Raw genomic sequence first — 15,275 nt, 5'->3', positions numbered from 1 at the left:
ATCCTACCTTCGCCCCACTTTATTTCCTCACTCCCACCCAACCCCCACTTCATGCCCACCCTGCACGACCAAGCCCGCATCGGCGGCCAAAAGCTGCGCCCCGAAAGCCTCATGATGAGCTACGGCTACACCCCCGCCTGGAGCGAGGGCGCCATCAAGCCGCCCATTTTCCAAACCTCCACCTTCGTCTTCAACAGCGCCGAGGAGGGCAAGGCCTTCTTCGAGCTGGCCTACGGCCTGCGCCAGCAAGGCCCCGACGAGGAAATGGGCCTCATCTACTCCCGCCTCAACAACCCCAGCCTGGAGATTCTGGAGCACCGCCTTTGCCTTTGGGACGGGGCCGAGGACGCCGCCAGCTTCGCCAGCGGCATGGCCGCCATCAGCACCACGCTGCTGGCCCTGCTCCAGCCCGGCGACGTGGTGCTGCACTCCGAGCCGGTATATGGCGGCTCCGATTTCTTCCTGAAAAACGTGCTGCGCAAGTTCGGCATCACGGCCGTGGGCTTCCGCCCCCACGCCACGCCGGCCGAAATGGAAGCCCTGGCCGCCGCCCTTGCGCCCGGCAGCCTGGCCATGATTTTCGTGGAAACCCCCGCCAACCCCACCAACCACCTCATCGACCTGGAAGCCTGCGGGGCCCTGGCCCGCAAGTATTCCACGGCCGACAAGCCCGTGCGCCTCGTGGTCGATAATACCTTCCTCGGGCCCGTTTTCCAGCACCCCCTCAAGCACGGAGCCGATGTGGTGCTCTACTCCGCCACCAAGTTCCTGGGCGGGCATTCCGACCTCATCGCGGGCGCGGCCCTGGCCAGCAAGCCCCTCATGAAGGAGATAAAAGCCATGCGCACCTTCATGGGCACCATGTGCGACCCCAACACCGGCTGGATGCTCATGCGCTCCCTCGAAACCCTCAAGCTGCGCATGGAGCGCGCCGCCCACTCCGCCCAAATCATCGCCGACTGGCTCCGCGCCCACCCGCTGGTGGCGAACACCTACTACCTCACGCACCTGGAGCACAACCCCGTTCAGCAGGATATCTACCGCCGCCACTGCCTCTCGCCCGGCTCCATGATTTCCTTCGACATCAAAGGCGGCGAGCCCGAAGCCTTCCGCTTCCTGAATGCCCTGCGCCTAATCAAACTGGCCGTGAGCCTCGGCGGCACCGAAAGCCTCGCCGAGCACCCCGCCACCATGACCCACTCCGATATCTCGGTGCCCGAGCAGGCCGAAATGGGCATCACTGCCCAAATGATTCGCCTGAGCATCGGCGTCGAAGACCCGCAGGACTTGATGCTGGATTTGAGCCAGGCGTTTGAGGCCGTGGGCATGGTGAAGACGCGGGAATTGGAGCTGGCGTAGCTTTTTCACAGCTGAATTCACCATCCTAAATTCTGACTATGTATTTCGAGTATCGTTCTTTAGGTGACTTCATGGATGAAATCCTAGTTGTGTGCCCTAAATGTGGCTCGAAAGGGGTAGTCAAGACACATTATAAGGAAGTTTGGGAAGCTAAATTTTCATGCCCCAATTGCTCATTTTATAAAATCTGGGATGGCAACCCTAATGCCTTTGTAACTGCTCATTTTAATTATGAACAGTATGACGGGATTCTGTTTGGTCCGCCTGTAGATTGCTTTTTTCGCTACCCTCTGTGGTATCAGGTTCCGTGCAAGGATGAAACACTTTATGCCTACAACATGAACCACCTTAATTGGCTGAAGCAATATGTAGAAGCAAAACTGCGGGAAAGGACCCAAACAGTACACGGGTGGAACAACGCCAGTTTACAAAGCAGACTTCCTAAATGGATGCTGTCATCGAAGAATAGAACTGCTGTTCTGAAAAGAATTGCAGAACTAGAAAGGAAATAAAATTCACAGTAACAAAAGAGCCTGTCGCTTCATCAGCGGCAGGCTCTTTTGCTTTTTGGTGCTCGCGTAGCCAAGTCTTCATAGACGAATACCGATTTTCCCGGCAGCCATCAAATGCCAACATAGCACATTGCCTATATTTATACAAAAACAACTATATTTAATTCAAGAAAGCGGGGAAAGCACAACCGCCCCCAGACCCATCTTTTCACTTTTCAACCCATCGACATGAGCCAGAACCTGCTTGAACTAGTTCAGAATTACTTCGGGGGCGCTACCGTACGCCAGGCGAGTACGGCATTGGGGGAGAGCGAAAACAGCATTGGCACGGCCCTGCGCAGCATTGTGCCGCTGGCGTTGGGGGGGCTTTTTGCGCGCTCGCAGCAGCCCGGTGGCACCGCCGAGCTGTTTGGCCTGGCCAGTCAGGCGCACACCAACGGCATTCTGAATAACCTGGGCAGCCTGCTGGGCGGCACCAGCAACGTGCACACCACCGCGCCGGCCACCGATGGCGGCCTGCTGAACAAAGGGGCCGAGCTGCTGCGCTCCGTGCTCGGTACGCACTACACGGCGGCCGTGGAAGGCGTGAGCCAGCAAGCCGGCGTGCGCGAGTCCACCACCGGCAGCCTGCTGGGCATGGCCGTGCCCGTGGCGCTGGGCCTGCTGGGCAAGCACGCCGCCGAAAATAAGCTGGATGCCAACGGCTTCGGCAGCTACCTCAGCAGCCAGCGCAGCAGCATCATGGGGGCGCTGAGTGGCCTGCCGGGCGGCCTGGGCACCATGCTTTCCGGCCTGGGCCTGGGCGGGGCGGCGGCCGGCATCGGCAACACGGTTTCGGCGGCGGCCAACCGCACCGGCGAGGCCGGCCGCACCGCCTTCCGCAACGTGGAACCGCGCGCCACCTCGCCCAGTCGGTTACCGCTGCTGCTGCTCGCCCTGGCCGTGCTGGCTGGATTGTTCTACTTCATGCGCAGCTGCAACAAAACCCCGGAAACCACCGAGCCCACCGCCACTACCACCACCATCACGGATACCACGATAACGACCGTCCCGCCGGCTCCCGCCCCCGCTGCCGCCCCAACCGGCCGCTACGATGCCGCCAGCGGCAATTACATCTACGATACCGGGGCCAACACCGAAGTGAAGCTGCCCGACGGCACGGTGCTGAACGTGGGCAGCAACTCGTTCGAGTCGCGGCTGTTCAACTTCCTCAACGACAAAACCCAGACCGTGAGCGCCGACAAAACCCAGGGTTGGATGAGCCTCGACCGCGTGTACTTCAACACCGGCAAGTCGACCCTCACCGCCGAGTCGCAGGCCCAGCTGAAGAACGTGGCCGCCATCCTCAAAGCCTTCCCGACGGCCACCCTGAAATTCGGCGGCTACACCGATAACAAAGGAAAAGCTGTTATGAATATGGCCCTCAGCGACGACCGCGCCAAAATTGCGCGGCAAGCCGTCGTCAGCAATGGCATCGACGGGGCCCGCATCACCGCCGAAGGCTACGGCGACGCCCACCCCATCGCCAGCAACGACACCCCCGAAGGCCGCGCCCAAAACCGCCGCGTCGACGTGCGCGTGACGAAGAAATAGCGTTGGTCAGGACACAATAAAAAGCCCGCCGCTGAATTCAGCGGCGGGCTTTTTTGCTTCAATTCAAGGCAACGATTATTGCCCCAGCACGATGGCAAAAATCAGCGGAGCCACGATGGTAGCGTCGCTTTCGATGATGAACTTCGGCGTTTTCTCGCCCAGCTTGCCCCAGGTAATTTTCTCGTTCGGCACCGCGCCCGAATAGCTACCGTAGCTGGTGGTGGAGTCCGAAATCTGGCAGAAATAGCCCCACAGCGGCACGCTGGTGCGGCCCAAATCCTGGTGCAGCATGGGCACCACGCAGATGGGGAAGTCGCCGGCAATGCCGCCGCCAATCTGGAAGAAGCCCACTTTGCTCTCTTCCGTAGCCTGCGCGGTGTACCACTCGGCCAGGTAAATCATGTACTGAATGCCCGTGCGCATGGTGTGCACGTTCTTGATATCGCCCGAAATCACGTGGCCGGCGAAGATGTTGCCGAGCGTAGAATCTTCCCAACCGGGGCAGATGATGGGTAGGTTTTTCTCGGCCGCCGCCAGCATCCAGGAGTCTTTGGGGTCAATCTGGTAGTACTGCTCCAGCTCGCCGCTCAGCAGAATCTGGTAGAAAAACTCGTGGGGGAAATAGGCTTTGCCTTCGCTGTCGGCCTTCTCCCAGAACTTCAATACCACGTGCTCCAGGCGGCGCATGGCCTCTTCCTCGGGGATGCAGGTATCGGTCACGCGGTTCATGTGGCGCTCCAGCAGGGCCTGCTCATCGGCGGGCGTGAGGTCGCGGTAGTTGGGCACGCGCTCGTAGAAATCGTGAGCCACCAGGTTGAAGATATCCTCCTCCAGGTTAGCGCCGGTGCAGCTGATAATCTGCACCTTGTCCTGCCGAATCAGCTCGGCCAGCTGGATGCCCATTTCGGCGGTGCTCATGGCCCCGGCCAGGGTAATCATCATTTTGCCGCCCTCGGCGAGGTGCTTGTTGTAGCCATCGGCCGCGTCGATAAGCGCAGCAGCGTTGAAGTGGCGATAATGATGCTTGAGGAAGTTGGTGATTTGCATTGGGTTGGGGGAATGTTTATTGCTGTGCTATTCGAACGGTCATGCTGAGCGTAGCCGAAGCATCTCTACCGTGTAACTATCAAAGTAGTTGCAACGAAGCGGTAGAGATGCTTCGGCTGCGCTCAGCATGACCGTTCTTTTACAAACGATGACAGGCGCTACGAAGGCGACTCAATCATCAAGTTATGATTGGTGTAAATGCAGATATCGGCTGCGATGTGCAGGCCTTCTTCCACCATCTGGCGGGCCGTTAAATGCGGCGCGTGCTTCTTGAGGGCCAGCGCGGCAGCCTGCGCATACATCGCGCCGGAGCCAATGGCGGCCACGTCGGAGTCGGGCTCCAATACGTCGCCGGTGCCGCTAAGGATTAGCAACTCGTCTTTATCGGCCACCACCATCATGGCTTCCAGCTTGCGCAGGTACTGGTCTTTGCGCCAGTCCTTGGCCAGTTCAATGGCGGCGCGCTTGAGGTTGCCGCCGTAGCTGGTCAGCTTCTCATCGAAACGGTCGAGCAGCATGAAGGCATCGGCCGTGGAGCCGGCGAAACCGGTCACAACTTTGCCATCCTGGAGCTTGCGGATTTTACGCACGTTGTTTTTGGCTACGTGCTTGTCCATGGTGGCCTGGCCGTCGGCCCCCACGGCGATTTCGCCGTTGTGGCGAATGCCGAGGACGGTAGTAGAGCGGATTTTTGCTTGCATAAGGCCGCAAAAATACAACGGCTATTCCCAGCCGCACCGCTGAAACAAAAAGAACGTCATGCGGAGCCAAGTCGAAGCATCTCTACCGCGCAAGTAAATCCTTTCGGTTGGATTACTGCTGCGGTAGAAATGCTTCGACTGCGTTCAGCATGACGTTACTTTTCACTTATTTCCTACCGGGTCCCTACTGCTTGCTCACCCGAAACTGCAGCTTGGCGAAATAAAACCGGCCGTTGCTGCCCATTTGCACGGCGTCCCAGGCCCCGCCGTTTTCGGTGGCCTGGGGATTGAAGAAGCTGGGGTACACGTTGAAGATGTTGGACGAGCCCACCGACAGGCGCAGCTGGTTGGTGAGGGCATATGACAGGGCCACGTCGGTGGTCAGGCGGTCGCGGTACTTGTTGGGGTCGCCGTTGTAATCATAGAGCAAGACGTGGCCGAACTGCACCAGCCGCACCAGCGCCCCAAAACGGCCGAGGCTGTAATCGAACGTCAGGTTGACCTTGTAGGGCGGCGCGGAGGCTTTCACAAAGGCCCGCTCCCGCTCGCCAAAGAAGATTTCTTCCTTGCCCGTGAGCAGCGGCGTGGTCTTGGCCTTGCCCACAATGAGCAGGCGGTTGAGGTTGGCGGCCAGCGTGGTGGTGAGGCGGCCCGCTCCCACCCCCAGGGTATTAGCAAGCACGGCATCGAGTCCCCAGGTATCGGTCGAAACCGCATTGGCGAAAAACTGGGCCTGGCCCACGTTCAGCCCCTGCAAAATGGTCCCGATTTCGGGGTCATCGTCGGCAAACGTGCCGGTGAGCACAATCCGGTCCTTGATGTGGATGTAGTAGCCATCGACGGTGAAGCTAAGCACCGAGCCGGCGCGGCCCGTGAAACCCACGCTGGCCGACTGCGACCGCTCCTGCGTGAGCGCCGGAATGCCCAGTGCTTTAGATACCGGCCCGTTATTGCGGTCCAGCAGAATATCGACCGGCTTCCCGCCCACCACGTTGGTAAACACGGTATTGAAGTTAATTTGGGCCAGCGACGGGGCCCGGAAACCGGTGCTCACGGTCCCGCGCAGCGAGAATGTTTCGCTCAGCTTCAGGCGGGTGGCCAGCTTGCCGGTCACGCTGCTGCCGAAGTCCGAGTAGTTCTCAAAACGCACCGCGCCCGCCAGCAAAAAGGCTTTGGTCACGTCCAGCTCGGCATCGGCATACACCCCGATGTTGTCGCGGCTGGCCTTCACCTCATTACGCGGTTGGAAACCCGGGAAACCCTGTGAGCCGGCCGCCCGGTCGCTCAATGGGCCGGGATACTTGCGGTACGAGCCTTCCTCGCCGGCAAAAATCTGGTACCACTCGCGGCGGTACTCGCTGCCGATGGCCACGTTCAGGCCCTGGAGCACGGTTTTGTAGTTGCGGCTCAGGTTGAGGTTCACCACGTTTTGCTGCAGCTGAAACCCGCCCGCGTCGAACGACGTGGGCGAGGCCGCGCCCAGCGTGGCGTTCAGCGTGTTATCCACGCCGTAGTGGAAGCGGTTCGAGCCGAAACCGTTGCTCAAGTCTACATCGAACCCGCCAAAAGTGCCGCGCACGCCCACCGCGCCGTGCGCGTCGGTGAGGTCGCTGGTAATGATGGGGTCGAAGCCGTTGGGGTAGAGCGTGGGGTTGCTGCGCGGGTTGGGAATCGGGTTCCCGTTGTCGTCCGTCACGGTCGGGAAGCGCGTGTAAGCGTAGGCATCGCCCTTCCGAATGTTCACACCGCCAAACACATAGGCGTAAATATTCTCGTTGATGGGCAGCTTGCTATTGAGGTAGGCCGAAGCATTACTGGCCTTGGGGTCGCCGTATTCGCGGCGCTGGATGCCGTCCGGGGCGGGCACGTTGGCGCGCTGGGTGTGCTGGCGCTGGTTGAAATCGACGGTCGCATTCACGAAGCCGCCCTTGCCCACGCCCACCCCGTAGTTGAGGTTGGCGTTGAAGTTGCCGCCGTCGAATTTCTTGTCGTCGAAGCGGTACTTGGCATCGTAAGCGCCGTAGTTCACGTTGGCCGTCAGCTCATTCACACTGGTTTTGAGCACGATGTTGATGACGCCCGCAATGGCATCGGAGCCGTACTGGGCCGAGGCCCCGTCGCGCAGAATCTCAATCCGCTCGATGCTGGCGGCCGGAATCGTATTCAAATCGGTACCGGTATTGCCCCGGCCCCGGCTGCCAAACAGGTTCACGAGGGCCGACTGATGCCAGCGCTTGCCGTTCACGAGCACCAGGGTTTGGTCGGGGCCCAGGCCGCGCAGCGAGGCGGGGTCCACATGGTCGGCTCCATCGGCCCCGGTCTGGCGGTTCGAGTTGAATGAGGGTGCCACGAATTGCAGCAGCTGGTTCACGTCGAGCTGCCCGGTTTTGGCCGTCACCTCCCGCACATCAATGATGTCGACCGGCGAAGGCGAATCAGTCACCGAGCGGTTCTGGCTGCGCGAGCCCACCACCTGCACCGCATCGAGGCTGGTGCTGCTTTCGGCCAGCTTCACGGTCACGGCCCCGCCTTCGGTGCCTACTTCCTGCGTGCTGTAGCCCAGCGAGCTAATGACGAGGCGGGGCTGCGCTGTGCGGGCACGCAACGAAAACCGGCCATCCGGCCCGGTAGATGTGCCATTGTTGGTGCCCTTCTCCACCACCGTGGCCCCGATTACGGGTTGCCCCGCCGCATCCTGCACCTGGCCGGTGAGGGTAGTGCTCTGGCCCCAGGCCACGCCACTCACCAAGCAAATAGATGTTACTAGTAGACTGTTTCTCATAGGGCAAGCTGGTGAAATGGTTAAGCTAAATCGTTACATCAATGTATTTTAATTTTTGCAAGCTAACTCCAACTGGCATAAAAAAACCAGCTGGTCAGGCTGGTTTTTTTATAATGCGTTACGAAGCCGTTATAATGGCAATCAAATCATCAAACGCATGGGGTCTTCCAGCAGGCTTTTCAGCGTTTGCAGGAAGGCCGCGCCGGTAGCGCCGTCCACCACGCGGTGGTCGCAGCTCAGCGTCACTTTCATGATGTTGCCGATGGCGAGCGCGCCATCTTTCACGATGGCGGTTTGCTTGATGCCGCCCACGGCCAGGATGCAGGCATCTGGCGGGTTGATGATGGCGGTGAACTCATCGATGCCGAACATGCCCAGGTTCGAGATGGTGAAGGTGCTGCCCTCCCACTCGGCGGGCTGCAGCTTCTTGGATTTGGCTTTGCCGGCCAACTCTTTCACCTCGTTGGCGATGGTAGCCAAGCCTTTCTGGTCAGCGTTGCGGATAACCGGCACCAGCAGGCCTTCGTCCACGGCCACGGCCACGCCGATGTTGATGACCTTGTTCTGACGGATGCGGTCGCCGAGCCACGAGGAATTCACGGCCGGATGCGAGCGCAGGGCAATGGCCGCCGACTTCAGCACCAGGTCATTGAAGCTCAGTTTCACCGGCGACAGCTCGTTGAGCTTCACGCGGGCTTCCATGGCCTTGTCCATGTTGATTTCCATCGTGAGATAGAAATGCGGGGCCGTGAACAGGCTCTCGGAGAGGCGCTTGGCAATCACCTTGCGCATCTGCGACACGGGCGTATCGGTGTAGGTATCGGTCGAGGCCGGAGCGCTGGCAGCGGGAGCCGGAGCAGCTGCCTGTGGCGCGGCGGCCGGGGCGGGCGCAGCAGCCGGAGCAGCTTGCGGCGCGGGAGCGGCAGCAGCACCGGAGGGCTGGAAATTCTCCACGTCGCGCTGCACGATGCGGCCGTTGTCGCCGCTACCTACTACCTGCGAGAGGTTGATGCCTTTTTCCTTGGCAATGCTCTTGGCCAGCGGCGAGGCCAAGATGCGGCCGTTGTTGGCGGGAGCAGCGGCAGGTTGAGCCGGTGCAGCAGCGGCCGGAGCAGCTTCTGCGGCGGGAGCTGCCGGGGCGGCAGCGGGAGCAGCGGCCGGAGCCGAGCCACCGCCGAGCAGCGCCTGAATGTCAGCACCTTCTTCACCGATGATGGCCAGAATACCATCAACCGCAACGGCTTCGCCGGCTTTGGGGCCGGTGTAGAGCAGGGTGCCGTCTTCGTAGTTTTCGAGCTCCATGGTGGCTTTGTCGGTTTCGACTTCGGCCAGCACATCACCCGATTTCACTTTGTCGCCCACGTTTTTCAACCAGGCGGCAATGGTGCCTTCGGTCATCGTGTCGCTCATTTTGGGCATGCGAACCACCGTGGCCTTCTTGCCATTGGCGGGTGCGGCCGGAGCAGCGGGGGCAGCAGCAACTGGCGCGGGAGCCGGAGCGGGCGCAGCAGCCGGAGCAGCTTCAGGTGCTTTGGGAGCTTCGGCGGCGGGAGCCGGGGCGGGGGCAACCGCCGGAGCGGCACCGCCGCTCTGGCCGTTCAGCAGGCCCGAAATGTCTTCGCCTTCCTTGCCCACAATGGCAAGAATGCCATCAACCGGCACAGAATCCTTCTCTTTCGGCCCGATGTAGAGCAGAGTGCCGTCTTCGTAGTTTTCGAGCTCCATGGTGGCTTTGTCGGTTTCGACTTCGGCCAGGATGTCCCCGGATTTAACTTTATCACCCACTTTTTTGAGCCAAGCCGCGATGGTCCCTTCGGTCATCGTGTCGCTCATTTTGGGCATTTTTATGATTTCGGCCATCGGATATAGAAGCGCTAGAGTTGAGAAAGCCAAAATTAGCCGGAAAAGTTGGCGGGGGCAATGTTATTATAGGGAGAATGTAAGGACTTGCTCATCGAACGAATAAAGAACGTCATGCAGAGCGTAGCGAAGCATCTTTACAGCACAAATAACCTATTGTAATAGAATTACTTATTGCGGTAAAGGTGCTTCGCCACGCTCTGCATGACAGTCTATGCATATGCAGCCAAATCAGCCTACTGCCTGCAAGTGCGTCACGTCCAGGAAATTCTTAATAGTGAACACCGAGCCGGTGTACTCCAGCTTGTACAGGCATAAATTGCTGTGTTCGAAGCCTTCCATGCAGCTGAGCGGGTAGTTGAGCAGCTGACAGAGCATGACGCGCATGGCCCGGCCGTGCATGCAGACGAGGACAGTTTCTTCGTCCTCCCGCGCCTTTAGCAGCTCGATGAACGGGCGCTGGCGGGCGGCCACTTCCTCTGGGCTTTCGCCGCCCGTGAGGCGGGCGTGGGTGTCGCCGGCTACCCAGCCGGCCAGCACTTGGCGGTATTCGGCATCCTCTTCCATGGTGATGCGGGTGCCCTCGCGCACGCCCCAGCTTATTTCGTTGAGGCCAGCGTGGGCTTCGTGGGGCAGACCAAGGTCGAGGAACTGTTGCACCGACTCCTGGGTGCGGCGCAGGGCTGAGGTATATACTTTATCGAAGGGCACGTGACCGTAGGCCGCGAAGAACTGGGCCGCCTGGCGGCGGCCGGTATCGTTCAGGCTGGAATCCACGCCGCTGCCCTGCACGATGCCGCGCACGTTGAAATCGGTCTGGCCGTGGCGCAGAAGGAAGATGGTCCGGGGCCTCACTTTCGCGGTAGTTTTGCGTTATAATCGGTCAACAATTAATCAAAGTACGGAGTTTGACTTTTAGTGGTTAACGGTTAGCGATGAATGATTAGTTATTTACGAAGGATACACTTGAGTAAAACCATCCCATTCACCCCTAACCGCTAACCGTTTATCACCACTGCATGAATCTGGAAGAAGTAAAGCGCTGGACGGCCTCCCGCCCCACCCTGGCCGATGCCCTCGGCATGGAAATCACCGCCGTGACTGATGATTACATCGAAGGGCGGATGCCCGTGGATGGCCGCACCCACCAGCCTATGGGCCTGTTGCACGGCGGGGCATCAGTGGCGTTTGCCGAAACCCTGGGCAGCATAGCGGCCGCCATGCGCGTGGACCGCACCAAGCAGGCCTGCGTGGGCCTCGAAATCAACGCCAACCACCTCAAAGGCGTGCGCGATGGCTGGGTGCTGGGCCGCGCCACGCCGGTACACATCGGCCGCAGCACGCAGGTGTGGGAAATCCGTATTTCGCACGAAGAAACCGGAGTACTGGTCTGCATTAGCCGCATTACCATGGCGGTGATTGATTTGCCGGCGGCTAACCCGAAGGCGGTTTAAATGCAGGCTGGTCAACTTCGATACCTACCCTGGCCGGCGGTGGCGGCGGGCATGGATGCCCCAACCCGGCTTCGCCACCTTGTGGCCGGCGCGCTGCGCACCAACCGTCCGCTGGCCCTCTGGCGTGAGCCTGCGGCCGCGCACCCGCGCCTGCTGGTAGCCCGCTCCCTCGAAGCCGCCTTCACTGGCCTGCCGCCCGCGCTGGATGCCCAGGCCCCGGCCGGTTTCGCATTCTTCCCGTTCCGCGATTCGGACCACAATCCGGCATTATTCTTACCCGCCGACGTGGGCTACGACCTGGCCGAGCCCGAAGCCGTGACCGTGGCCCCGGCCGCCCGCGAGCTGGTGCCGGGCCTCACCGCATGGCTGGGCCTGCCCACGCCGCCCGAGTTGGCCTGGCACTATGGCATCCAGCCCGCCCCGCCCGCCGCCACCGAGGCCGAATACACCGCCCTGGTGCGGCGCGGCGTGGCCGCCATCGAGGCCAAAGAAGTGGTGAAGGTGGTGAGTTCCCGTGCCGCCCGCCGCCCACTGCCGCCGGGGTTCGACCCGCTGGCAGCATTCGCGGAACTGAGTGAAAAATACCCGCGCGCCTTTGTGTCGCTGGTGAGTGTGCCAGGCCTGGGCACTTGGCTGGGAGCCTCGCCCGAGGTGCTGGCCGAGGTTACGGCCGACGGGCATTTTCATACCATGGCGCTGGCCGGCACGCAGCCGCTGCTGCCGGACACGCGCCCGCAGGATGCCATCTGGCGACAGAAGGAGATTGAAGAGCAGGCGCTGGTGGCCCGCTATATCGTGAGCTGTTTCAAGCAGCTGCGCCTGCGTGAATACCACGAAACCGGCCCGCGCACCGTGGCCGCCGGGCAGCTGCTGCACCTGCGTACCGACTTTGAAGTGGACCTGCAAAACGTGCCCAACGCCGCCTCACTGGGCACCGATATGCTGCGGTTGCTGCACCCCACCTCCGCCGTGGGCGGCATGCCTAAAACGGCAGCGCTCGATTTCCTGCGCCGCCACGAGGGCTACGACCGTGCCTACTATAGCGGCTTCCTTGGGCCGGTGAACGTGGCTGCGCCCGGCATCGCCCGCTTGTTTGTGAATCTGCGCTGCCTCCAACTGCGCCCCACCGAAGCCATTCTCTATGCCGGTACCGGCCTCACCGTCGACTCAGACCCGGCCCGCGAGTGGCAGGAAACCGAAATGAAATTGCAAACCGTGGGCGCGGCGCTTCAGTGATATTTGATTGATTAAGAATGATGCAAGCTGTTTATAACATCGCCGAAATCTGCGCCCAACACGGCATTACCGATGTCGTTTTGTCGCCGGGCTCGCGCTCGGCCCCACTTACGCTGGCGTTTGCGCGCCACCCCGATTTGAACGTGCGCGTGGTGCCCGATGAGCGGGCCGCTGCCTTCATTGGCCTGGGCATTGCGCAGGCGCAACGTAGGGCAGTGGCGCTGGTGTGCACGTCAGGAACCGCAGGGCTCAACTATGCTCCTGCCGTGGCGGAGGCCTTTTTTCAGCACATTCCGCTGGTGATTTTCACCGCCGACCGCCCGCCGGAATGGATTGACCAGCTCGATGGGCAGACCATCCGGCAGCGCAATTTGTACGGTGCGCACGCCAAGGGCGAGTTTGAGTTTCCGGTTGATACTTCGCACGCTGATGCCAAGTGGCATTCGGCGCGCATCGTGAACGAGGCCATCAATCTGGCCCAAGCCGCGCCCGCCGGGCCGGTGCAGGTGAACGTGCCGTTGCGGGAGCCGTTTTATCCGAAGCCCGGCGAGGAAATTGGGTATGATAAGGATGTGAAAATTATCCGGGAGCACGCTTCCAACGCGACGCTTTCGCCGGCTGAAATTCTGGAGTTGCGCCAGTTGCTGCGGGAGGCGGGCCACGTAGTGGTGGTAACCGGTCAGCAGCCCGGTAACCCCGGGTTACTCTCGGCACTTTACGAATTTGTGACGGCACGACAGGTGCCGGTGGTAGGCGATATCATTGCCAATGTGGGCGAAGTTGCAGACGTGCAGCGGCAGGATATTTTTCTGGCGGGCCTGAGCAAGGACCACAAGGCGGCGCTGAAACCGGATTTACTTATCACCTTCGGTCAGTCGCTGATTTCGAAAAGCCTGAAACTGTTTTTGCGCGATGCAGCCCCGGCGCAGCACTGGCACATACAAGATGCTGGCGAAGCGGCCGATACTTTCCGCTCACTCACGCGGGTGGTGCGGGTGTCGCCAGCAGTTTTCTTTCAGCAACTATCGGAAGGAGCGGCCAAGAACCAGCCCATCGAAACTGCCCTCTGGCAGGAGGTCGATGACGCTGCGGCTAATTTTCTGTCGCATTTTTTTGCAACTGAAGCACCTGCATTCAATGAGTTTTCAGCCTTCCGGCAGTCCATAGCCGCGATTCCAGAAACTACCGCGCTGCACTTAGCCAACAGCATGGCCGTGCGCTACGCCAATATTCTCGGTGCCCCGCAAGGCCGGCAAATTGAAGTTTTCGCCAACCGCGGCACCAGCGGCATCGACGGTTGCACCAGCACCGCCGTGGGCGCGGCGCTGGCCCAGCCGGAGCGGCCGGTGGTTTTGATGACTGGCGACGTGGCGTTTTTCTATGACCGTAACGCCTTCTGGCACAATTACCCGCTGTCCAACCTGCGGGTGGTGCTGTTCAACAACCACGGTGGCGGCATCTTCCGCATCATTGACGGGCCGCGCCAGCAGCCGGAACTGGACGAGTTTTTTGAGACGCGCCAACTGCTCACGGCCGAGAACACGGCCAAGGATTTTAACCTGCGCTACTTCCCGGTTTCGTCATTTGCAGAACTTGAAGCCGCGCTACCGGTTTTCTTTGCAGCCGAAACCGGCGCGGCCATTCTGGAAGTCTTCACGGACTCGAAGACCAACGCGGCGTTTTTTGAGGAATACCGTAGTGCGGTGAAAGCCGCATTCGCCTAACGTTCTTTTTCCCATCTTCCCTATGACCGAACCCATTGTCTGGACCCCGATTAAGGAGTTCAAAGAAATTCTCTTCACGCAGTTTGGCGGCATCGCCAAAATCAGCATCAACCGGCCGCAGGTGCACAACGCCTTCACGCCGCTCACGGTGCAGGAGATGATTGAGGCCATGCGCATCTGCCAGGACCGCACCGATATCGGCGTTATCATCCTCACCGGTGAGGGCGGCCGGGCCTTCTGCTCGGGCGGCGACCAGAGCGTGCGCGGCCACGGCGGCTACGTGGGCGAGGACACCGTGCCCCGCCTCAACGTGCTGGAACTGCAGAAAATCATTCGCTCCATCCCCAAGCCGGTTATTGCCATGGTGGCAGGCTGGGCCATCGGCGGCGGCCACGTGCTGCACGTCGTTTGTGATTTGAGCATTGCGGCCGACAACGCCCGTTTCGGCCAGACCGGCCCGAATGTGGGTTCGTTCGATGGCGGCTTTGGCGCGTCCTACCTCGCCCGCGTGGTGGGCCAGAAGAAGGCCCGCGAAATCTGGTTTCTCTGCGACCAGTACGACGCCCAGGAAGCTCTCGATATGGGCCTGGTGAACAAAGTAGTACCGCTCGATAAGCTGGAAGAAACTACCGTGGCCTGGTGCCACAAGATTCTCCAGAAAAGCCCGCTCTCGCTGCGGATGCTTAAGTCGAGCTTCAACGCCGAACTGGATGGGCAGGCCGGCATTCAGGAGTTGGCCGGCAACGCTACGCTGCTCTATTACCTGAGCGACGAGGCCAAGGAAGGCCGCAACGCCTACATGGAGAAGCGCCAGCCGGACTTCTCGAAATTCCCAAAATTTCCGTAAGGCTGGCGGCTTAGCATCCGGCTTTTGTAGCAGGATTCTAAGCCTTGAATTTTGATAATGCCCCGCGCTTCCACTTCCGGAGGCGCGGGGCATTCTTGCTTCGGGCCTCAACCTCGCGTTTGGGCTTGCGTTTATTCGGAGTAGGCGGCCACGCTGGCAG

General features: G+C 60.5%; 12 protein-coding genes. 7 read left to right on the top strand and 5 right to left on the bottom strand.

Annotated features, from left to right (window positions below; all coding sequences use genetic code 11):
• The first annotated feature begins 51 nt into the window (after positions 1 to 51).
• The 3 genes from ACYU70_RS00575 to ACYU70_RS00565 all read left to right on the top strand — a co-directional run bounded on the left by ACYU70_RS00575 (position 52) and on the right by ACYU70_RS00565 (position 3,464).
• The gene (locus tag ACYU70_RS00575) at positions 52 to 1,359 is read left to right on the top strand and encodes a cystathionine gamma-synthase family protein (protein ID WP_342296285.1); all 1,308 of its coding nucleotides are present in this window, start codon (positions 52 to 54) and stop codon (positions 1,357 to 1,359) included.
• A 38-nt stretch (positions 1,360 to 1,397) separates the two neighbouring features.
• The gene (locus tag ACYU70_RS00570; RefSeq protein WP_342296286.1) at positions 1,398 to 1,871 is read left to right on the top strand and encodes a hypothetical protein; all 474 of its coding nucleotides are present in this window, start codon (positions 1,398 to 1,400) and stop codon (positions 1,869 to 1,871) included.
• A 228-nt stretch (positions 1,872 to 2,099) separates the two neighbouring features.
• Positions 2,100 to 3,464 (top strand): OmpA family protein, encoded by a 1,365-nt coding sequence (locus tag ACYU70_RS00565; protein WP_342296287.1) that lies wholly within the window; start codon positions 2,100 to 2,102, stop codon positions 3,462 to 3,464.
• A 75-nt stretch (positions 3,465 to 3,539) separates the two neighbouring features.
• Here ACYU70_RS00565 and ACYU70_RS00560 read toward each other — a convergent pair whose 3' ends face one another.
• The 5 genes from ACYU70_RS00560 to ACYU70_RS00540 all read right to left on the bottom strand — a co-directional run bounded on the left by ACYU70_RS00560 (position 3,540) and on the right by ACYU70_RS00540 (position 10,709).
• Complete coding sequence (locus tag ACYU70_RS00560; protein ID WP_342296288.1) at positions 3,540 to 4,511, bottom strand: deoxyhypusine synthase family protein; 972 nt, start codon at positions 4,509 to 4,511, stop codon at positions 3,540 to 3,542.
• Between the two features lie 158 nt (positions 4,512 to 4,669).
• On the bottom strand, positions 4,670 to 5,212 hold the full coding sequence (hslV, locus tag ACYU70_RS00555; RefSeq protein WP_342296289.1) for an ATP-dependent protease subunit HslV: 543 nt from the start codon (positions 5,210 to 5,212) through the stop codon (positions 4,670 to 4,672).
• A gap of 184 nt (positions 5,213 to 5,396) precedes the next feature.
• Positions 5,397 to 7,994: a TonB-dependent receptor gene (locus ACYU70_RS00550; RefSeq protein WP_342296290.1), complete on the bottom strand. Its 2,598-nt coding sequence runs from the start codon at positions 7,992 to 7,994 to the stop codon at positions 5,397 to 5,399.
• Between the two features lie 141 nt (positions 7,995 to 8,135).
• On the bottom strand, positions 8,136 to 9,854 hold the full coding sequence (locus tag ACYU70_RS00545; RefSeq protein WP_342296291.1) for a pyruvate dehydrogenase complex dihydrolipoamide acetyltransferase: 1,719 nt from the start codon (positions 9,852 to 9,854) through the stop codon (positions 8,136 to 8,138).
• 231 nt (positions 9,855 to 10,085) lie between these two features.
• Positions 10,086 to 10,709, bottom strand: coding sequence for a histidine phosphatase family protein (locus ACYU70_RS00540; RefSeq protein WP_342296292.1), 624 nt, complete (start codon positions 10,707 to 10,709; stop codon positions 10,086 to 10,088).
• A 164-nt stretch (positions 10,710 to 10,873) separates the two neighbouring features.
• Between ACYU70_RS00540 and ACYU70_RS00535 the strand changes: the two genes are divergently transcribed.
• Genes ACYU70_RS00535 through menB form a run of 4 tightly spaced genes read left to right on the top strand, consistent with a single transcriptional unit; the run spans position 10,874 to position 15,115 of the window.
• Positions 10,874 to 11,308, top strand: coding sequence for a hotdog fold thioesterase (locus ACYU70_RS00535; RefSeq protein ID WP_342296293.1), 435 nt, complete (start codon positions 10,874 to 10,876; stop codon positions 11,306 to 11,308).
• Entirely contained in the window at positions 11,309 to 12,544 is a 1,236-nt protein-coding gene (locus tag ACYU70_RS00530; protein WP_342296294.1) for a chorismate-binding protein, read from the top strand.
• 17 nt (positions 12,545 to 12,561) lie between these two features.
• Complete coding sequence (gene menD, locus ACYU70_RS00525) at positions 12,562 to 14,268, top strand: 2-succinyl-5-enolpyruvyl-6-hydroxy-3-cyclohexene-1-carboxylic-acid synthase (RefSeq protein WP_342296295.1); 1,707 nt, start codon at positions 12,562 to 12,564, stop codon at positions 14,266 to 14,268.
• Positions 14,269 to 14,290: 22 nt separating this feature from the next.
• Entirely contained in the window at positions 14,291 to 15,115 is an 825-nt protein-coding gene (gene menB, locus ACYU70_RS00520; protein WP_342296296.1) for a 1,4-dihydroxy-2-naphthoyl-CoA synthase, read from the top strand.
• The last annotated feature ends 160 nt before the right edge of the window (positions 15,116 to 15,275 follow it).

The sequence above is a fragment of the Hymenobacter segetis genome, assembly GCF_054776495.1.
Note: the sequence above shows the minus strand (reverse complement) of the source record. Positions and strands in the feature narration are given on the sequence as shown.